General features: G+C 32.6%; 22 protein-coding genes and 1 other annotated feature. All 22 genes read left to right on the top strand.

Features of this window, described 5'->3' with window-relative positions; all coding sequences use genetic code 11:
* The first annotated feature begins 10 nt into the window (after nt 1–10).
* Nucleotides 11–640, top strand: a complete 630-nt coding sequence (locus tag DW269_RS03540; protein ID WP_117458611.1) for an ABC transporter ATP-binding protein — start codon at nt 11–13, stop codon at nt 638–640.
* Nucleotides 641–651: 11 nt separating this feature from the next.
* Nucleotides 652–1788, top strand: coding sequence for an amidase domain-containing protein (locus DW269_RS03535; RefSeq protein ID WP_158546298.1), 1137 nt, complete (start codon nt 652–654; stop codon nt 1786–1788).
* Between the two features lie 228 nt (nt 1789–2016).
* Complete coding sequence (locus tag DW269_RS03530) at nt 2017–2433, top strand: LytTR family DNA-binding domain-containing protein (protein WP_233502455.1); 417 nt, start codon at nt 2017–2019, stop codon at nt 2431–2433.
* An 11-nt stretch (nt 2434–2444) separates the two neighbouring features.
* Nucleotides 2445–2858 carry a DUF3021 family protein gene (locus DW269_RS03525; RefSeq protein ID WP_117458586.1) on the top strand — a complete coding sequence of 138 codons (414 nt, stop codon included), beginning with the start codon at nt 2445–2447 and terminating at the stop codon, nt 2856–2858.
* Between the two features lie 4 nt (nt 2859–2862).
* On the top strand, nt 2863–3774 hold the full coding sequence (locus DW269_RS03520; protein ID WP_117458585.1) for an ABC transporter ATP-binding protein: 912 nt from the start codon (nt 2863–2865) through the stop codon (nt 3772–3774).
* Entirely contained in the window at nt 3771–4658 is an 888-nt protein-coding gene (locus tag DW269_RS03515) for an ABC transporter permease (protein WP_117458584.1), read from the top strand. Before DW269_RS03520 ends, DW269_RS03515 begins: the two co-directional genes overlap by 4 nt.
* A gap of 60 nt (nt 4659–4718) precedes the next feature.
* Nucleotides 4719–5345: a YdcF family protein gene (locus DW269_RS03510; RefSeq protein WP_233502457.1), complete on the top strand. Its 627-nt coding sequence runs from the start codon at nt 4719–4721 to the stop codon at nt 5343–5345.
* Nucleotides 5346–5387: 42 nt separating this feature from the next.
* Nucleotides 5388–5723 carry a DUF3784 domain-containing protein gene (locus tag DW269_RS03505; protein WP_147321678.1) on the top strand — a complete coding sequence of 112 codons (336 nt, stop codon included), beginning with the start codon at nt 5388–5390 and terminating at the stop codon, nt 5721–5723.
* Between the two features lie 35 nt (nt 5724–5758).
* Nucleotides 5759–6148, top strand: coding sequence for a hypothetical protein (locus DW269_RS03500; RefSeq protein WP_117458581.1), 390 nt, complete (start codon nt 5759–5761; stop codon nt 6146–6148).
* Between the two features lie 8 nt (nt 6149–6156).
* Nucleotides 6157–6972 (top strand): DUF4846 domain-containing protein, encoded by an 816-nt coding sequence (locus tag DW269_RS03495; RefSeq protein WP_117458580.1) that lies wholly within the window; start codon nt 6157–6159, stop codon nt 6970–6972.
* Nucleotides 6972–7499: an HD domain-containing protein gene (locus DW269_RS03490; protein ID WP_233502458.1), complete on the top strand. Its 528-nt coding sequence runs from the start codon at nt 6972–6974 to the stop codon at nt 7497–7499. Before DW269_RS03495 ends, DW269_RS03490 begins: the two co-directional genes overlap by 1 nt.
* Nucleotides 7499–8302 carry a GNAT family N-acetyltransferase gene (locus DW269_RS03485; RefSeq protein WP_117458578.1) on the top strand — a complete coding sequence of 268 codons (804 nt, stop codon included), beginning with the start codon at nt 7499–7501 and terminating at the stop codon, nt 8300–8302. Before DW269_RS03490 ends, DW269_RS03485 begins: the two co-directional genes overlap by 1 nt.
* 8 nt (nt 8303–8310) lie before the next feature.
* Nucleotides 8311–8748, top strand: coding sequence for a GNAT family N-acetyltransferase (locus DW269_RS03480; RefSeq protein WP_117458577.1), 438 nt, complete (start codon nt 8311–8313; stop codon nt 8746–8748).
* A 168-nt stretch (nt 8749–8916) separates the two neighbouring features.
* Nucleotides 8917–10839, top strand: coding sequence for a bilirubin reductase, long form (gene bilR, locus DW269_RS03475; RefSeq protein WP_117458576.1), 1923 nt, complete (start codon nt 8917–8919; stop codon nt 10837–10839).
* 64 nt (nt 10840–10903) lie between these two features.
* Nucleotides 10904–12346, top strand: coding sequence for a DNA methylase (locus DW269_RS03470; RefSeq protein ID WP_117458575.1), 1443 nt, complete (start codon nt 10904–10906; stop codon nt 12344–12346).
* Complete coding sequence (locus tag DW269_RS03465; RefSeq protein ID WP_117458574.1) at nt 12343–12747, top strand: hypothetical protein; 405 nt, start codon at nt 12343–12345, stop codon at nt 12745–12747. Before DW269_RS03470 ends, DW269_RS03465 begins: the two co-directional genes overlap by 4 nt.
* Nucleotides 12748–12864: 117 nt before the next feature.
* Nucleotides 12865–14760: a molecular chaperone HtpG gene (gene htpG, locus DW269_RS03460; protein ID WP_117458573.1), complete on the top strand. Its 1896-nt coding sequence runs from the start codon at nt 12865–12867 to the stop codon at nt 14758–14760.
* Between the two features lie 42 nt (nt 14761–14802).
* Nucleotides 14803–15045, top strand: a complete 243-nt coding sequence (locus tag DW269_RS03455; protein ID WP_117458572.1) for a hypothetical protein — start codon at nt 14803–14805, stop codon at nt 15043–15045.
* A gap of 126 nt (nt 15046–15171) precedes the next feature.
* Nucleotides 15172–15375 (top strand) — a binding site (T-box leader).
* A gap of 53 nt (nt 15376–15428) precedes the next feature.
* Entirely contained in the window at nt 15429–16172 is a 744-nt protein-coding gene (locus DW269_RS03450) for a transporter substrate-binding domain-containing protein (protein ID WP_117458571.1), read from the top strand.
* Between the two features lie 70 nt (nt 16173–16242).
* On the top strand, nt 16243–16926 hold the full coding sequence (locus tag DW269_RS03445; protein WP_040389868.1) for an amino acid ABC transporter permease: 684 nt from the start codon (nt 16243–16245) through the stop codon (nt 16924–16926).
* A 7-nt stretch (nt 16927–16933) separates the two neighbouring features.
* Complete coding sequence (locus DW269_RS03440; RefSeq protein WP_117458609.1) at nt 16934–17659, top strand: amino acid ABC transporter ATP-binding protein; 726 nt, start codon at nt 16934–16936, stop codon at nt 17657–17659.
* 22 nt (nt 17660–17681) lie between these two features.
* Nucleotides 17682–18800 (top strand): aminotransferase class I/II-fold pyridoxal phosphate-dependent enzyme, encoded by a 1119-nt coding sequence (locus DW269_RS03435; protein WP_117458570.1) that lies wholly within the window; start codon nt 17682–17684, stop codon nt 18798–18800.
* Nucleotides 18801–18867 lie beyond the last annotated feature (67 nt).

The raw sequence follows: 18867 nt of genomic DNA, 5'->3' as shown, positions 1-18867 counted from the left end.
GGGTGTAAAAATGGAAATTAAAATAAATAGTATAAGCGTTGTAATCAAAGGGAAACGCATTTTCTCGAATATCACATACACAATGAATAGTGGAGATATGGTAGCTCTCACAGGTTCTTCTGGATGTGGAAAAACGACGTTATTAAATTGTTTAGGTTTAATACAGCCAATAGAAAGTGGTTCTATTTTGATAAATGGTAAAGATACTTCAAAGTGGAACGATAAGGATAAAATGAAATTTTGGCATAAATATGCGACATTTATTTATCAAGATTATGGAATTATCGAAGATGAAACTGTAGCATATAATATTACATTAGATAAGTCGAAAGCTAAAAGTAAAGCAGTGAAAAATATATTAGATAAAGTTGGTTTAAATGGTAGAGATTCTGAACTAGCAATTGTACTCTCTGGTGGAGAAAAGCAACGCATAGGTATAGCAAGGGCAATATTAAAAAATGCTTCTATTATCTATGCTGATGAGCCTACTGCTTCTCTTGATTCTGAAAATAGACAAATCGTGATTAACTTATTAAAAGAATGTGCTTCAAATGGGGCAATCGTTATTTTGGCTACACATGATGATAGGCTTGTTAGTGAATGTAATAAAGTCATAAGTTTAAATAAAAATAGAAATTAGGAGTAATGCTTATGAAAAAAATATTTTCAGTTTTATTGATCACAACTATCGTTACTACATTAGGTAGTCCTGTTTATGCAAGTAGTCAAAATCCAAGTGATTTACAAGAATGTATAGAGAATTCTATGTTCTATAATAATGAATATAGATTATTCAATGAATTTACATATCAAGGAATGGAAATCAATTTGTTACCTGAAACAACAATCACTAAAGAAGAAGCTCTTATTAAATATAAAGAAGCATATGACTACATAGCAGGAAAAGCTAGTGTATTAGGTATTGTACCAAATTTAGATAACTATGAATTTCAACAATATGTTAAAGGTTATGCTATACCAACTTCTACTAATAAGGAATTTAATGATAAACTAGCGGAATTTGCAGAATTTATAGATATTTATGAAAATGCAGAGTCTAATAAAAAAATCATTTCTTGTTTAAAAGAAAAAGAATTTAATTCTGAAGAACTTGAATTGTTATTACCAATAAGTAAGAGTTCAACTGAATTATCTAACAAAATAACTCCTAGTGATAATAGAAAATCAAATGGGTACGATTCTAATAAAGCTATTCAATATGCAAAGCAATGGTGGAATAGAACAAATAATACAGATTTTCCATATTATGCTAATTATTATAAGCAAGACACTAATTCTAATGATTACAATGATTTAGATGAAAATGCAGAGGGACAGTCTGCAATAAGAAGAGGTTGGAGCGACTGTACGAATTTTGTTTCACAATGTTTAAGTTATGGTGGTTTTAAATATAGAAAATCAGGATTGTTTTTACCGCATAGACAATCTAAAAATTGGTATTATGATAATGGAAAGCCATCACATACATGGGGTGGGGCTAATAATTTTTATCAGCATTGGAAATCCAGAGCTGGTATAGCAAAAACATCGGATTTACTTACAGCAGGAGATGTAATTTCAGTAGATTTTACCAAAGATGGAGATATAGACCATACTGCAATTATAACTTCCAATACTAACAATACAAATGAATCTAAATTGTTGACACAACATAGTATTGATAGAAGTGAATTTTTACCTACAGGAGATTATTTTTCTTTAGCATATCTATATAGTCAAGATTATAAAATATATGGATATGAAATGGATAAAGCACCAATAAAATAAAAAATGAAAGGAGCTTTTAAACTGGTTCAAAAGTCAAGGACAGAATGTTGACAGTCCCCGCTAAGGAGCTGTAACGAATAGATAGTATTTACTACTACCTTGAGCGTTACAGCTCTTTTTTTTTCATCTTACAATACGATTTCTACAACTTAATTGGATGTGATATTCACATGTATTATATTATGGTATCATTTTTGTAAGGGAGAAAAATATGAAGACAAAATTGAATTGATACCAGAAGAAAAAGTTGAAGAAACAATAATCAGATGTCATAAGATGACAGATGAAATACAAAATATAGTCTCTTATATAGAAAATGAGAAGAAAATCATAGGATATAAAAGGGGAACTGCTTATCCTTTAAATATAAATAGTATCTATTATTTTGAAATTGTAGATCAAAATTCTTTTGTGTACTGTGAGAAAGAAATATATGAATCTAAAATGAAACTTTATGAATTTGAAAAAGAAACAGAAGGTACATCATTCTTTCGTGCTTCTAAGTCACTTATTATTAATGCAGATAAGATTGATTCTATCAAACCTTCCTTATCAGGAAGATTTGAAGTTGTACTAAAAAACAAAGAGAAACTCATAGTATCTAGACAATATGTACGTGTACTTAAACACATGATTGGATTATAAGGAGAAGAAAAATGGATAAAAATGAAATGATACATACAATAACTATTCAATATTTTGTGATTTATACATTATCAATGTTTGCGACAATTTTGTTTTGTCATATAGATCAGCCTCAAATAAAAATGCTATCTGTATCTTATTTAGGAGAGGTGGCAGTCTTTTCTTTTCTTGCCTGCCTTCCTACGACTATCTATTATTCTAAGTCTCAAAATGTATTAGTGAAGACTATTCTTCATACAATACTCTTAGAAACCATTCTTTTAATTGCTGGATATCAAATTGGTATGTATGAGGATGTCTTAGGAGGATTACTTTTCTTTTTCACGATACTTGTAGTAGATATTTTAGTCAGACTATTTAATTATTTGAATGATTGCCATCTTGCAAATGAAATCAATAAAGCTCTTAAGAGTAGAAAAGGGTGAACGTATGAACAGTATTGAAATTAAACATCTTACTAAAAGCTTTGGTGATATTAAAGCAGTAGATGACTTAAGCTTTAGTGTAGAAAAGGGGACTTTCTTCTCTTTTTTAGGTATTAATGGTGCTGGTAAGAGTACTACTATTTCTATGATATGTGGTGAGCTTACAAGTGATGCAGGAGAAATATACATTGAAGGCAAAGATATTAAAACACATATGGATGAAGTCAGAACTACTATAGGTGTAGTTTATCAAACTTCTGCATTAGATGATGTACTTACAGTTTATGATAATCTAAAGTATCGCGCTGCTTTGTATGGTATTACAGGGAATTCTTTTAAGAAGAAACTAGAAGAACTCTCTATATTATTAGATTTCAAAGACTTTTTAAAGAAACCTTTAAATAAGCTATCAGGAGGACAAAGAAGACGTATAGATATAGCTCGTGCTCTTATTCATGGACCAGAACTTCTTATCTTAGATGAACCAACAACTGGTTTAGATCCTCAAACAAGAAAAACATTATGGAAAGTTATTGATAATTTAAGAAAAGAAAAACATATGACTGTATTTCTTACGACTCATTATATGGAAGAAGCAGCTGAAGCAGATCAAGTTGTTATTATTGATCATGGCCATCAAATAGCTTCAGGAACACCACATGAATTAAAACAGAAATATGCTTATGATTATTTAAATATCTATCATGTAAAAGAAGAGGATATCGAGTCTTTAGGACGTCCATATACATATAATAAGGATCATTATACAATCCGTGTCAATCATCCGGGTGTTGTGAAAGAAATGATTCTTCAAAAACCAGAATTATTTAATGACTTTGAACTCGTAAAAGGAAGAATGGATGATGTCTTCTTAAATGTAACAGGAAATAAACTCCCAGGAGGTGAACAATCATGAAACAACTTTATCATCTCACATTAAGACATACAGTATTATTTTTTAAGGATAAAGGACGTTTCTTAACAGCTTTGATTACACCAATAGTCTTAATTGTCTTGTATATGACTTTTCTAGGAACTGTTTATCATGATTCACTAGATAGTATAGTTAAGTATTATTCTGTATCACAAAAGACTATTGATGCTTTTGTGAATGGTTATCTCTTTTCTTCATTACTTGCGGTGAGTTGTGTCACAGTATCATTCTGTTCAAATATGATTATGGTACAAGATAAAGCAGATCATAAAATAAAGGACTTACTTATAGCACCTGTCAGTAAAACAACATTAGCTCTTAGTTATTTTATTTCTACTTTACTTATCACTATGATTATTAATATCACTGCGTTACTTGCATGCTTTATTGTATTAGGTACAAGTCACTTTGTCTTACCAGTAAAAGATATATTATATTGTTTGCTAGATATCTTTTTGCTTACTTTGTTTGGTGCTTCTTTATCATCTATTATTAATTATTTCCTCACAACACAAGGTCAGATTTCAGCTGTTAGTAGTGTAGTAAGTGCAGGATATGGTTTTTTATGTGGCGCTTATATGCCTATATCTCAATTTACACCTGCAGTACGTGTTATTATTAAGTTCTTACCAGGAACTTATGGAACAGCACTTATTCGTAAGCATTTATTAAATAGTCTATTTATTAAACTCAATACAAAGGTTCCTTCTACAATCATGAATGAAATTCATCAAAGTTTTGATACATCATTTACACTTATGGGACATACAATTACAACGAGTATGATGTATTTGATTATGATTGGTACATGTTTTATTTTATTGTCTGTATACATTTTACTGAATCAATTCAAAAAAAATATGTAAAATTGATGTAATTTGATACATAGGATTGAAAAATATGGGAAATAGTTTAAGATGTTTTTTGTGGAGGAATTATTAAGTATTACCATGAAACTCTTAAAGAAATTAATTATACTTATTGCGTTAGTTATTGTTTATGTATTTTCTAATGCAGTAAGTATTTATATATATAGTTTTAAAGATGAAGCAAGAACTGCAGATGTTGCGATTGTTTTAGGTGCATCTACATACAATGGTCATGCTTCACCTGTTTATCAAGAAAGAATTAATCATGCAGTTGTTTTATACAACAAACATCTAGTTAAGAAAATCATCACAACAGGAGGATATGGAAAAGGAAATCCTGTTAGTGATGCCTATAATGCAAAGCTTTATGCAATCAGTCAAGGTGTACCAGAAGATGATATCCTTACAGAAGACCAGTCAACAGTCACTTTAGAGAATCTCATTAATGCGAAAAAGATTATGGATGTTGAGCATTATAAGACTGCATTAATAGTCAGTGATCCATTACATATGAAAAGGGCCATGCTTCAGGCAAAGGATGCAGGCATTACTGCCTATACATCACCAACGCAATCTTCTAGATATCGCACAAGAGATACTAAGTTTAAGTTCCTTAAACGTGAAGTAATCAATTATATCGGTTATAAATGGTATCGTCTCTTTAAATCCCTTATCAAAGTATGATAGAATAGCATTAAGGGTTGAAGGGAGCTGTTTGTCGTGTTTATGATTAATACAGGATGTATATGCTGTGCAATTCTCGCATTAACATTCTTGTTTTATTATATAATTTGTACATGTCTTAAAGGATTAGGTGTTTATCGTATTAGTGCATTTAAGAATGTACCTCGTGAAGAAAGCCATTATTATGATAAGAAAAGAATCAGCCGTGCTCAAAGAAGTGCATTCAAGAAATGGTTTATCATATTAAGTATAGGTACAATACTATCATATTATGTTAGTCAGTACTTTGCTTATGCTGCAATAGGACTATGGGCACTTATATTCTTTAAAGATATCTTTGTGAAAAAAGAGAACTTATTTCGTAACTATCGTATCTAATGGCCTTATAGGTCATTATTTTTTTAGGTGACATTATGGAAAAACTATTACTTGTACTTATATGTATTTTAGGTGTTGTCATCATGGTCAAAGGTTTTGTGAGTCGTTTTCAATATCGACTTAAAGCGACCCACTGTTCTTTACAGACATCAGGAAAAATTATAGATATAAAACAAGAAGAATTAAATTTATACAGGATGACTATTCAATACTATGCAGAAGGGAAGTTTATTGAAAGAAAGCCTTCTATCACATACTTCCAGATGAAATATTTTAAAAACAATAAGAACGTCACAATAGACTATGATCCTACATCTTGTGATACATTTATTATAGAAGAAGACTTATTTCCTATACGTTTTACTAATTGTCTCATATTCAGTGGCTTTGTATTAGTATGCTGTGCTGCTTTATTTATTATCTGAGGTGAATTATGAAGAAAATAATATTACTGCTTCTAAGTGTATTTTTAACAGCTTGTACACCATCTTCAACTACAAATAAAAACTTTATCAATACTAAAGGAACAACCTTGGAAACACGTATTCCCACACCCAAAGGATATACACGAGAACAAAGTGATTTTGCACATTTCTTACAGACTTATCCATTAAAGGAAAACGGTAGTCCTATTCTTTTATATAATGGGAAAAAGAAGTGGGATCAAAGTGCTCAAATTGCGGTATTTAAGTTACCGATAGAAAATGAAAACCTCCAACAATGTGCCGACTCCGTCATGAGAGTTTATGCAGAATATTACTGGCATACAAAACAATATGATAAGATTCAATTTCATTTAAGTGATGGATTCTTATTATCTTATATTAAATGGAGAGAAGGGTATCGTGTCGTCATTAAGAATGATCATGCATCTTATGTAAAGAGTGCATCCTATGACGATTCTTATGAATGCTTTAAAAAATACTTGCGTATTGTCTTTGCTTATTCAGGAAGTGCAAGTATGGTGAGTGAATCAACACCTATCAAACTAAATGAAATAAGAGTAGGAGATGTTTTCTTAAAAGGTGGTTCACCAGGACATGTCGTGATGATTGTAGATGTTTGTACAAATAAAGAAGGAAAGAAGGCTTTCTTACTCGCACAAGGCTATATGCCTGCACAGGAATTTCATCTATTAAAAAATCCATTACATGATGATCCCTGGTATTATGAAGATGAAATCAAATATCCATTTGAAACACCTGATTATACATTTGAGGAAGGCAGTTTAAGAAGATTATGTTATTGATGAATGTTTTTAGTGGTCACAGAATAGATCCATTACATATTAAGGAAGATGATATTCACTTAGAGGATATTGCTCATGCATTAAGTCTTATATGTCGAGGGAATGGTCATATTAAATATTTCTACTCTGTGGCCCAGCATTCTCTTAATTGCGCAAAAGAAGCACAAAGAAGAGGATATAGTAAAGATGTTGTATTATCGTGCTTATTTCATGATGCAAGTGAAGCGTATATGAGTGATTTGATCACTCCTATTAAGAAACAGATGAAAGAGTATCAGATGATAGAAAATCATCTCTTAGAAACTATATTTTATGCGTTTCATATAAAATTAAATAACGAAGAAAGAAATATTTGGAAAGAGATGGATCATTTATTATTAGAAGCAGAATTAAAGGAAATGATGCCTTTAGAAGAAGATAGACCAACTGTCACACTTATAAGTGTTCCTGATTTAAAGGAACACTATTATCGTGAGATAGAAGCAGAATTTAAGGCTTATGCGCTACAATTATTGGAGGATTTATAATGAAGATTTATGTTACATATAAGTTTTTAACCAAAGAAGACAGAGATGCTTTTTATAAAGCAATCAAAGAGAATCATATTCAGGAATTATCTTTATCTGATGAAGGATGTCTCAAGTATTCTTATACACCTAAAGATGATACTGTTCTTTTTTTAAAGGAAGAATGGACATCTCAAGACTTACAGTTAAAACATTTAACTCAGCCTCATATGGACTTGTTGAAGGAATTAAAGAACCAATATCTGTGTCAAACAACAGTGCGTCATGGCACTGCTTGTTTAGAAACTGAACGTTTGATATTAAGAGAGTTTAAAATAGAAGACGCTGATGATATGTATCATCATTGGGCTAATGATGAAAAGGTCACTCGTTATTTGACTTGGCCACCTCATCAAAGTATAGAAGACACAAAGCAGTTACTTTCTTCCTGGATTCAGTCTTATGAAAAGGGTGATTCTTATAACTGGGGCATTGTCGTAAAGGATAAGAGTACACTCATTGGAAATATTTCTGTTACAAATATTGATCATAAAACAAACACAGCAGAAATTGGCTATTGTATTGGGCAGGCTTATTGGGGTCATGGATATGTTGCAGAAGCACTTAAAGAAGTTATTTCTTACTTATTTAAGGAAGGTTATGATTTAGTACGTGCAAGACATGATAAAAATAATCCTCATTCAGGTCGAGTGATGCAAAAAGCAGGTATGAAATATGAGGGAATCCTTAGAAAATCTGCAAAAAATAATCAGGGAGTTGTAGATGATGTTGTATACTCAATTCTTCCTGAAGAATTAGAATAGGAGACTATATGGAAGTTAGAGAAATATGTTTGGCACATGTCAAAGAAATATCGCAATTATTTAATGAAATATTCTCCAGGGAACCATGGAATGATGAATGGAATGAAGAGGATCTATCTATTTATATGCATGATTTAATAGGGAATCGCTTATCTCTATCTATTGGTTTATATGATGGAGATCAGCTTATTGGAATAGCCTTAGGTCGTATTAAACATTGGTATAATGGCAGAGAATTCTGGATTGATGAATTTGGAATCATGACGGATGAACAATCTAAAGGACTTGGAACTCAATTTATGGACTTAGTTGTAGATTATACGAAAAAAAGAGGAATAGACCGTATTATGTTGATTACGGAAAGAGAGTTTCCTGCGTATTACTTCTACCAGAAAAATGGATTTGAAGAACAATCATCACAGGTTGTCTTCATGAAACAATATTAAAGAATTAAGTACGTATTTTTCTGTACGTACTTTTTTGTCTTAAAAAACATATAATTTACTTTATTGATGACAAAATGTGACCTATAAATTGCGTATAATTACTATCATTTGCAAAATGGAAGCGCTATAATAGTGATGGTTAAAATGTATTGTAAGGAGATTGATAATATGAAACTATTAGAACCAATTAAAGTAGGTCCAATCACATTGAAAAATCGTATCATGTTCCCACCAATGACAACTGGCTATGAAGAACGTGACGGTTCAATTTCTAAACAGAGCTTCAACTTCTATAAACGTATTGCAGAAGGTGGTGTATCTTATATCGTACTTGGAGACGTCGCACCAGTAAATACTGTTTCTCCAACACCAAAATTATTCAAGGATGAACAGATTCCAGCTTATAAAGAATTAGCTGATGCATTACATGAGTTTGATTGTAAATTAGGTATTCAGATTTTCCATCCTGAATATGATGTTCAGGCTTTAGCTGAAATGTTTAAGAAGGGTGATATGCAGGCAGCTCGTGCTAAATTACATCATGATATGCTTCATTTCACTGATGAAGTAACTCCAGAAGCATTAAATACAATTCTTAAAAAGATGGGTGAATGCGTAAGACGTGCTTATGAAGCAGGGGTAGATGTAGTAGAAGTTCATGGAGACCGTTTAGTAGGTGCTTTATGTTCTACAGTATTAAATCATCGTACAGATGAATATGGAGGAAGCTTCGAAAATAGAACACGTTTTGCATTACAGGTAGTAGAAAGCATTAAAGAACATGCCCCTCATATCTGTATTGACTATAAACTTCCAATCATCACTGATAACCCATTAAGAGGTAAAGGTGGATTAAAGATTGATGAAGCTGTTGAATTTGCTAAAAAGCTTGAAGAAGCAGGCGTTAATATGATCCATGTTGGACAGGCTAACCATACAGGTAACTTGAATGATACTATTCCGGCAATGGGTACTCAGCCATATTGTTTCATGCAGTCATATACTAAGAGAGTTAAAGATGCTGTAAGTATTCCAGTATCTGCAGTAGGACGTATCGTTACTCCACAAAATGGTGAAGCATTAATTGAGAACGGTGTATGTGATATTGTTGGTTATGGACGTTCATTGTTAGCTGATCCTGATTATGTTAAAAAGATTGAAGATGGACAGCCATGCAGAATTCGTTTATGTATGATGTGTAATAAGGGATGTACAGACTCTATCCAAAACAGAAAGTTCTTAAGCTGTGTTCTTAATGCAGAAAATGGTTATGAATATGAAAGAACTATTACTCCTGCAGATGATAAGAAGAAGGTTGTTATTGTTGGTGCAGGACCTGCAGGCTTAGAAGCTGCAAGAGTCGCTGCAATGAAGGGTCATGACGTTATTGTTTATGACAAGGATACTCAAGTAGGTGGACAGTTAAATATTGCTTCTGTACCACCTAGAAAAGAAGAAATGAATCGTGCTATTCATTATCTCGCAAATGAAGTCAAAGTATTAGGCGTTGATTTACGTTTAGGTAAAGCTGTTACTAGCGAAGATATTTTAGCTGATCAGCCTGATGAAGTCATTGTTGCAACTGGTGCTTTTAACTTCATCTTAAATATCCCTGGTAAGGATATGCCTCATGTACAGGATGCTTGGAAAGTACTTTCTAATGAACAGTTCCCAGCAGGAAGAATCGTTGTTATCGGTGGTGGACTTGTAGGTGCTGAAGCAGCTGAATACCTTGCACTTAGAGGTAATGATGTAAGTATCGTAGAAATGATGGATACTATTGCGAAAGAAGAATCAACTACAATCCGTCCAGAAATGATGGCTGATTTTGAAAAGCATGGTGTTAAACAGTTTACTAATACTAAGGTAACAGAAATTACTGCAACTACAGTAGAAGCAGAAACTGCAGAAGGTAAAGTATCACTTCCATGTGATTATGTAGTATTTGCAGTAGGTGCACGATCTAACGCATTTGACATGACTGCATTAGAAGAAAAGAATATCCATGTTCAGGTTGTTGGTGATGCAAATAAGGTGGCAGACATCAATTCAGCTATTGAATCTGGTTATCTTGCAGCAAACGCTTTATAAGATGCTTGAGACAGGCTATGCCTGTCTTTTTGTGTTATAATACACTTCTCAAGGAGGTGAAATCATGGCACATGTTCCCACATATCTTGCAATAGATATTAAATCATTTTATGCATCTGTAGAATGTTTAGAAAGAGGACTCGATCCACTAGACACCAATCTTGTTGTTGCAGATGCCTCACGTACAGAAAAAACAATATGTCTTGCCGTCTCTCCGAGTTTAAAAGCCTATGGTCTTCCTGGACGTGCAAGATTATTTGAAGTGATTTCTAAACTAAAAGAACTCAATCATCAAAGAGAACCACTTGAGGGAAGTTCTTTTCTTGCATCAAATCTTAATAAGAATAAACATAAAGCTATAGATTATATTATTGCGAAACCTCGTATGTCTCTCTATCTTGAATATTCGACACGCATTTATTCTATATATTTAAAGTACTTTTCTCCTGATGATATTCATGTCTATTCTATTGATGAAGTCTTTATCGATGCAACACATTATCTTGATACATATGAGTTAGATGCCTTTCATCTTGTTCAAAATATAATTCATGATATATATAAAGAAGTGGGTATTACTGTGACTGCAGGAATAGGAACGAATCTCTATCTTGCAAAGGTGGCTATGGATATTGTCGCTAAACATAAAGAACCAGACGAAAAAGGGGCCCGTATTGCGTACTTAAACACGTATGCCTATAGAAAACTATTATGGTCTCATACACCTTTGACCGACTTCTGGAGAGTCGGTAAAGGTATCTCTAAGAAACTCAATAATATCGGGTTATATACAATGGGTGATATCGCAAGATGCTCATTAGAAGATGAAGAAAAACTATACAATCTATTTGGAGTCAATGCAGAACTGTTTATTGATCATGCCTGGGGTTGGGAACCTTGTACCATGCCTGCCATTAAGGCCTACAAGGCACCTTCTAAAAGTATTGGAACAGGTCAGGTATTATCATGTGCTTATGATTATAAGAAAACTGAAATCATTTTAAAGGAAATGATAGAATCCTTAAGCATGGATCTCTTTGAAAAGCATCTAGTGACTAATAAGCTTGTCCTTACAATTGGCTATGATATTGAGAATATGAAGGAATATCGTGGAGAAATCATGGAAGATCGTTATGGCAGAAAGCTTCCAAAGCATCTCCATGGAACAATTAATTTAGATAGATATACATCTTCTTATAAGCTCATGTGCGATGCCTTATTACGTTTCTATCACTCACATATAAATCATGCACTTACAATAAGAAGAATTCAGTTAACTGCAACACAGATAAGAAGTGATGATGATATTCCTATGACCTATAAACAGCTTTCTTTATTTGATGAAGAAAAGATAGAAGTGGATTTATCTAAAGAAAAGAAATTGCAGAGTGTCACACTTGATATTAAGAAGAAATATGGTAAGAATGCCTTACTTAAAGGCGCTGATCTTCAGGAAGGGGCCACAACTAGAGATAGAAATAAAATGATAGGAGGGCATAATGCATGAATTATGACGATATAATCAATATGAAACATCCTACTTCAATAAATCATCCAAGAATGTCCATGAATAATAGAGCGGCTCAGTTTGCACCCTTTGCAGCTCTTAAGACACATGTAGATAAAATAAGTGAAGCAGGAAGACTTACGACTCAAAAACGTATATTAGATGAAGATAAAAGACAAGTATTAAATAGAGTACTTAACAATCTACTTATTAATAAAAAAGAACATCCTTTTATCACGATAGATTACTTTCTAGAAGATGAGTATAAAGAGGGTGGGTCTTACGTAACAGTAAGAGGTCAGTTTAAAGATATTGATGAAATCAATAAAAGAGTGATACTACTAGATAAAACAGCCATTCTCATCGAAGATATTTATCATATAAGTATACTGAAGGATTAAGACTGATTCATTTCAGTCTTTTTGATTGTTTAGCACTCAAATATTGACAATGCTAATAAAGGTGTGTATACTGTCATTAGCATTTAAAATACTAGAGTGCTAAAGGAGCGTAAAAAAATGTCAGATAAGAAAGAATTTAAAGCAGAGTCTAAAAGACTCCTCGATTTAATGATTAATTCTATTTATACTCATAAGGAAATCTTCTTAAGAGAATTGATTTCGAATGCCAGTGATGCAAGTGATAAGCTTTATTATAAAGCATTACAAGAAAATATTTCTGGTTTCTCAAGAGAGGATATGGCTATCAACCTAATTGCTGATAAGGAAAACAGAACCCTTACAATTGCAGATGAAGGGATTGGTATGAATAAAGAAGAACTAGAAGAACATTTAGGTACTATCGCAAATTCTGGCTCTTTTGAATTCAAGAATGCCTTAGAAAAAGGTGTCAGTGATGTAGATATCATTGGTCAGTTCGGTGTAGGTTTCTATAGTGCCTTCATGGTGGCTGATGAAGTAGATGTTTATTCTAAGAAATATGGAGAAGATAAGGGTTACTTATGGAAGAGTGATACAAGTGATGGTTATACTATTGAAGAAGCTGAAAAAGCAACACATGGTACAACTATTGTACTTCATTTAAAGAAAGATACTGAGGAAGAAGATTACAGTAAATATCTTGATCAGTATGAAATCGAAAGACTTGTTAAGAAATATTCAGACTATGTTCATTACCCAATCAAGATGGATGTCACTACTTCTAGAAAGAAAGAAGACAGCGATGAATATGAAGATGTTGTAGAAAACAAGACTTTAAACTCACAGGTTCCTTTATGGAAACGTCAGAAGAAAGATATCACTAAAGAAGAATATGATGAATTCTATAAGGCAAAATTCAATGATTTTGAAGCCCCTCAAAGAGTGATGCATAATACTGTAGAAGGTGCTGTCTCTTATACTTCATTATTATTTATTCCTTCTAAAACACCTATGAACTACTATTCACAAGACTATAAGAAAGGCTTACAGCTTTATTCACGCGGTGTCTTCATCATGGATCATGCAGAAGATTTAGTGCCAGAACACTTCAGATTTGTGAAAGGTTTAGTTGATTCACAGGATTTAAACTTAAACATCTCTCGTGAAATGTTACAGCATGACAGAAAGATGAAAGTCATGGCTAATAAGATTGAAAAACGTATCCAGACTGAACTTGAAAATATGTTGAAGGATGATCGTGATGAATATTTGACTTTCTTCAAGAACTTTGGTATGCAGTTGAAGTTTGGTATCTATAACAGCTATGGTATGTTGAAGGATAAGCTTCAGAACTTACTTATGTTCTATTCTTCTGATAAGAAAGAACTTATTACATTAAAGGAATATGTAGAAGCTATGCCTGAAGATCAGAAGGAAATCTATTTTGCTTCTGGTGAAACAGTAGAAAAATGTGATTTATTACCACAGGTAGAATCTGTTAAGTCTAAAGGCTATGATGTGTTATATATGACTGATAATGTAGATGAATTCTGCTTACAGATGATGAGAGATTATGATTCTAAGACATTCAAGAATGTCACTCAGGGTGATTTGGACTTAGAAACAGAAGATGAAAAGAAAGAACTTGAACAGAAGACTGAAGACAATAAACCATTACTTGAAATCGTTAAGAAGGCTTTAGGTGATAAGGTACAGGATGTTAAGTTATCTCATCGTTTAAAATCTCACCCAGTATGTCTTGCAAGTGGTGATGGTGTATCATTTGAAATGGAAAAGGTATTAAACCAGATGCCAGATGCACAGGGTGTGAAAGCAGGAAGAATTCTTGAAATCAACCCAGATCACGATTTATTTAAATCATTACAGTCTGTATATGAAAAAGAACCTGTAAAGATTGATGAATATGCATCTATTCTATTTGATCAGGCACTATTAATTGCTGGATTCTCTATTGATGATCCTGTAGAATTCTCTAATAAGATCACAAAGCTTATGATTGAGGCTTCTAAATAACAATTCAATTTGATATAATGAGAGCAGAAAAGAGGGATTTTTATGAAATTATTCTTATCTGCTCTTTGTTTATGTGCGAGCGGATTATTAATATATGTTTCTTATAAATTGATTTATGCTTATACAATGATTGATCAGTTCCATGATGCATCATTAAAATGGATTGAAGCATTAAAAGAGAAGGATGAAGACTTAGAAAACATCCAGGCTATCTTATCTCAATATGAAAAACCAATTGATTTTATGTATAAGGTTTTTCATAAAATACACTCATTTGTGAAATAAATCATTTAAAGTTTGCGATTAACATAAATATATATAGAAAATGTTGTTTTTATATAAAAATATGAAAAATATCATTTTTATTGTTGACAATTAAAATCGTCTGACTATAATAAGACACATACATAAGAAAACTCAATGACAAAGAGAGTAGTTTAACTAGAAATCTAAGCGAGCTGGCGTAGGTGAGAGGTCAGTATGGAAAGTTAGATGAACCGCACTTTTGAGAGGATAATCTGAATACATAGGATTATCGGTATTCCGCCTTAAGGATAAGAGAGGATTTAGGAATAAATCAAGAAGAGTGGTACCGCGTTAATTGACGTCTCTTGCGAAAGCAAGAGGCGTTTTTGTTTTCTTAAATTAAAAAAAGGAAGGGCATATTTATGAAAAAATTATTAAGCGTAGTATTAGTTATGTTACTTGCTGTTGGAATGACTGGTTGTGGATCATCATCTAACGGTAAAACTGAATTATTAATTGGGGTATCTCCAGACTATCCACCATATGAATCTTACAACAATAAGAAAGAAATGGTTGGATTCGATATTGATATGACTAAGGAATTAGTTAAGATCATGAACAAGAATGGTGGTAACTATTCTTACAAATTTAAAGCTTTAAGCTTTGATGCTATTTCATCTTCACTCACTTCTGATCAGGTTGATTTAGGTATTTCTGGTTTCACTTATCATAAAGATTGGAAAAACATTCTTTGGTCTCATGCATATAACACTTCTGAACAGATTGCTTTAGTAAAAGGTGATTCTACTTTCTCAAAAGTATCTGATCTTGAAGGTAAAAAGATTGGTGCTCAGTTAGGTGCTACTGGTGTAGATGCTGCAAAAGATATTAAAGGTGCTCAAGTTACTACTGTAAAAGATGCTAAAATCTTAGTAGAAACTTTAAAATCTGGTGGATTAGATTCAGTTGTTCTTGATGGTGCAGTTGCTGAAAACTATGCTAAGAATGCTGGCTTAAAGATGATTGATGAACCATTAATCAAAGAAGAAAACATGATCATCACTAAAAAGGGTAACGACAAGTTAATGAAAGACGTTAACAAAGCAGTTGATGAATTTGTTAAATCTGATAAATACAACGAATTAAAAACTAAATGGGGTTGCTAATTTATTAATCACATAAGTGCAGATATGTTCTGTCTGCACTTAATTTTTTATTGTTAAGGAGTCAATGCGAATGAAAACAATTATGGATATTCTTACGCCGTCTAATATTCAATTCATGATTTTCACTGGTGCAAAGTACTCTCTATTACTTGCAATAGGGGCTTTATTCTTCGGTGTTATTCTTGGAATTATTGGTGCGGCTTTAAAACTTTCAAAACATTTTGTATTAAGAGCAATTGGAAATGTTTATGTAGAAATCTTCCGTGGCACACCAATGCTATTACAGATCATGTTCTTGTACTTGGCAGTACCTACTGTTGTTCAGTCTATTACAGGACAAAGATTCCAGGCTGATCCATATGTATGTGGTTTAATTGCTATGAGCTTAAATAGTGGTGCTTATCAGGTAGAATTAATTAGATCTGGTATTTTAGGTGTTGATAAAGGTCAATGGGAAGCATGTGAAACAATTGGTTTAAACTATGTTCAGACTATGCGTTATGTTATTTTACCACAGGCATTTAAACGTATCATTCCACCTCTAATTAGTGAATTTATTACATTAATTAAAGACTCATCACTTATTTTCACAATTGGTGCAGTAGAATTACTTGCCACTGCAAGTGTTATTGGTGCCAATACATTTAACTATCTTGTACCTTTAACTGCAACAGGTGCTATTTATTTAGTAATGACACTTTGTATTTCAGCCATCGCAAGATATGTAGAAGGGAGATTAGCTGTCAGTGACTAACGATATCATGATCCAGGTGGATCACATTACAAAAAAATTTGGTAAATTAAAGGCTGTAGATGATGTATCTCTTACTTTAAAGAAGGGTGAAATTGTCTGCCTTATTGGACCTTCAGGTAGTGGTAAAAGTACAGTACTTAGATGTATTGATCACTTAGAAAAGCCTGAAGCAGGTTCTATTTATATTGATGGTGCACTTTTAAAGGAAGGTACACCTGAATATAACAAGTTAAGAAGTAAAATGGGATTTGTATTCCAGCACTTTAACTTATTCCCTAATATGACTGTATTAGAAAACTTAACACTTGCACCTCTTAAGGTCATGGGTATGACAGAAGAAGAAGCCAATGCAGTGGCTATCAAGTACTTACAGAAAGTAGGTCTTGAAGATAAGAAGGATACTTATCCTAATAAGTTATCTGGTGGTCAGAAACAGAGAGTCGCAATTGCTAGATCTCTTTGTTTAAATCCAGAAGTTATGCTATTTGATGAACCTACAAGTGCATTAGACCCAGAAATGGTTATTGAAGTATTAGAAGTAATGCAGGATCTTGCAAAACAGGGTATGACAATGATGGTTGTAACTCATGAAATGGGATTTGCTAGAACTGTTGCAGATCGTGTGATTTTCTTAGAAAACGGAAAGATTGTAGAAGAAAATGATTCAGAAACTTTCTTCTCTCATCCAGAAAGTGATAGAGCGAAAGATTTCTTATCTAAAGTTATGCATTAGTTATTAAAAGGAGAAAGAAGACGTGTATTTAAAGGAATTTGATGTAGAAACATGGATGACGAACCATGAACAAAATTGTCAATACAATTTAGCTGATACATGTGTATCTGATATGTCTATTCATGAATTAGAGTCATTGATTCATAAAGATCTTATGAGTGATCTTATGCATATGCGTATGGATTATGGACCAATTACAGGCTCTGATTGTTTAAAAGATGCCATTCTTTCTTTATATAAGACAGGTACAAGAGATAATATTGCTATCGCTCATGGGGCAATAAATGCCAATGAACATGTAATGGATACTTTGTTAAATAAAGGAGACCATATCATTGCATTAACACCTTCCTATGAACAGTTCTATTCTTATCCTGCATCAATTGGATGCGAGTATGATCTAGTAGAACTTAATGAAGACAATAACTGGGAGCCTGTCATAGATGATTTTAAGAAGCTTATTAAGCCTGAAACAAAGATGTTTATATTAAATAGTCCTAATAATCCGACAGGTACTGTTATTAAACAATCTTTAATGGAAGAATTGATTGAACTTGCTAGAAGTCATTCTATTTATATTCTTGTTGATGAAATCTATCGTGGTATGAATAATACTCTATGTGATAGTATTTCTGATATGTATGAATTAGGTATTGCGACAGCCTCTTTATCTAAAGTCTATTCCTTTGCAGGACTTAGATTGGGATGGATCAAGGGACCTAAACAACTTATTGATGAAATCAATTTTAGAAGAGATTATACAATTATTTCTACTGGTCCATGGAATGATTATTTGGCTACAGTTGTATTACAACATAAAGATCTAATACTTGATAGAAGTAGACATATCATTCTTGAAAATAAGAAAATATTAAAAGAATGGCTTGAAAAAGAAGACTTAGTCGAATGTGTCATACCAGAAGATGGTACTGTATGTTTCTTACATTATTTATTTGATATGCCCTCAAAAGAATTATGTGAGAAATTACAGAATGACACTGGTGCATTCTTTGTGCCAGGTATGGCATTTAATAAGGAATACCATTTACGCTTTGGTTTTACTTCAGATTCAAAAGTAATCAAGGAAGGCTTAGAAACATTCTCTTCCTGGATTCATTCGCATATTACAGAAGCAGAATAAACTGCTTCTTTTTTGTGCGACAGGCAGTCGCTTATATGTCATGTCAACAGGGGCATGACATTTTCTA

Origin of the sequence: Catenibacterium sp. AM22-6LB (genome assembly GCF_003435615.1) — a bacterium.
Classification (GTDB): Bacteria; Bacillota_I; Bacilli_A; order Erysipelotrichales; family Coprobacillaceae; genus Catenibacterium; species Catenibacterium mitsuoka_A.
This window is presented reverse-complemented; position numbering and strand designations above follow the sequence as displayed.

Excerpts from the sequence above, each read along its gene's own strand:
- DW269_RS03450 (WP_117458571.1), top strand. The coding sequence starts at position 15,429 with ATGAAAAAATTATTAAGCGTAGTATTAGTTATGTTACTTGCTGTTGGA.
- DW269_RS03500 (WP_117458581.1), top strand. The coding sequence starts at position 5,759 with ATGGAAAAACTATTACTTGTACTTATATGTATTTTAGGTGTTGTCATC.
- DW269_RS03515 (WP_117458584.1), top strand. The coding sequence starts at position 3,771 with ATGAAACAACTTTATCATCTCACATTAAGACATACAGTATTATTTTTT.
- DW269_RS03505 (WP_147321678.1), top strand. The coding sequence starts at position 5,388 with ATGATTAATACAGGATGTATATGCTGTGCAATTCTCGCATTAACATTC.
- DW269_RS03465 (WP_117458574.1), top strand. The coding sequence starts at position 12,343 with ATGAATTATGACGATATAATCAATATGAAACATCCTACTTCAATAAAT.
- DW269_RS03485 (WP_117458578.1), top strand. The coding sequence starts at position 7,499 with ATGAAGATTTATGTTACATATAAGTTTTTAACCAAAGAAGACAGAGAT.
- DW269_RS03470 (WP_117458575.1), top strand. The coding sequence starts at position 10,904 with ATGGCACATGTTCCCACATATCTTGCAATAGATATTAAATCATTTTAT.
- htpG (WP_117458573.1), top strand. The coding sequence starts at position 12,865 with ATGTCAGATAAGAAAGAATTTAAAGCAGAGTCTAAAAGACTCCTCGAT.
- DW269_RS03535 (WP_158546298.1), top strand. The coding sequence starts at position 652 with ATGAAAAAAATATTTTCAGTTTTATTGATCACAACTATCGTTACTACA.
- bilR (WP_117458576.1), top strand. The coding sequence starts at position 8,917 with ATGAAACTATTAGAACCAATTAAAGTAGGTCCAATCACATTGAAAAAT.
- DW269_RS03490 (WP_233502458.1), top strand. The coding sequence starts at position 6,972 with ATGAATGTTTTTAGTGGTCACAGAATAGATCCATTACATATTAAGGAA.
- DW269_RS03440 (WP_117458609.1), top strand. The coding sequence starts at position 16,934 with ATGATCCAGGTGGATCACATTACAAAAAAATTTGGTAAATTAAAGGCT.
- DW269_RS03445 (WP_040389868.1), top strand. The coding sequence starts at position 16,243 with ATGAAAACAATTATGGATATTCTTACGCCGTCTAATATTCAATTCATG.
- DW269_RS03525 (WP_117458586.1), top strand. The coding sequence starts at position 2,445 with ATGGATAAAAATGAAATGATACATACAATAACTATTCAATATTTTGTG.
- DW269_RS03540 (WP_117458611.1), top strand. The coding sequence starts at position 11 with ATGGAAATTAAAATAAATAGTATAAGCGTTGTAATCAAAGGGAAACGC.
- DW269_RS03480 (WP_117458577.1), top strand. The coding sequence starts at position 8,311 with ATGGAAGTTAGAGAAATATGTTTGGCACATGTCAAAGAAATATCGCAA.
- DW269_RS03495 (WP_117458580.1), top strand. The coding sequence starts at position 6,157 with ATGAAGAAAATAATATTACTGCTTCTAAGTGTATTTTTAACAGCTTGT.
- DW269_RS03520 (WP_117458585.1), top strand. The coding sequence starts at position 2,863 with ATGAACAGTATTGAAATTAAACATCTTACTAAAAGCTTTGGTGATATT.
- DW269_RS03455 (WP_117458572.1), top strand. The coding sequence starts at position 14,803 with ATGAAATTATTCTTATCTGCTCTTTGTTTATGTGCGAGCGGATTATTA.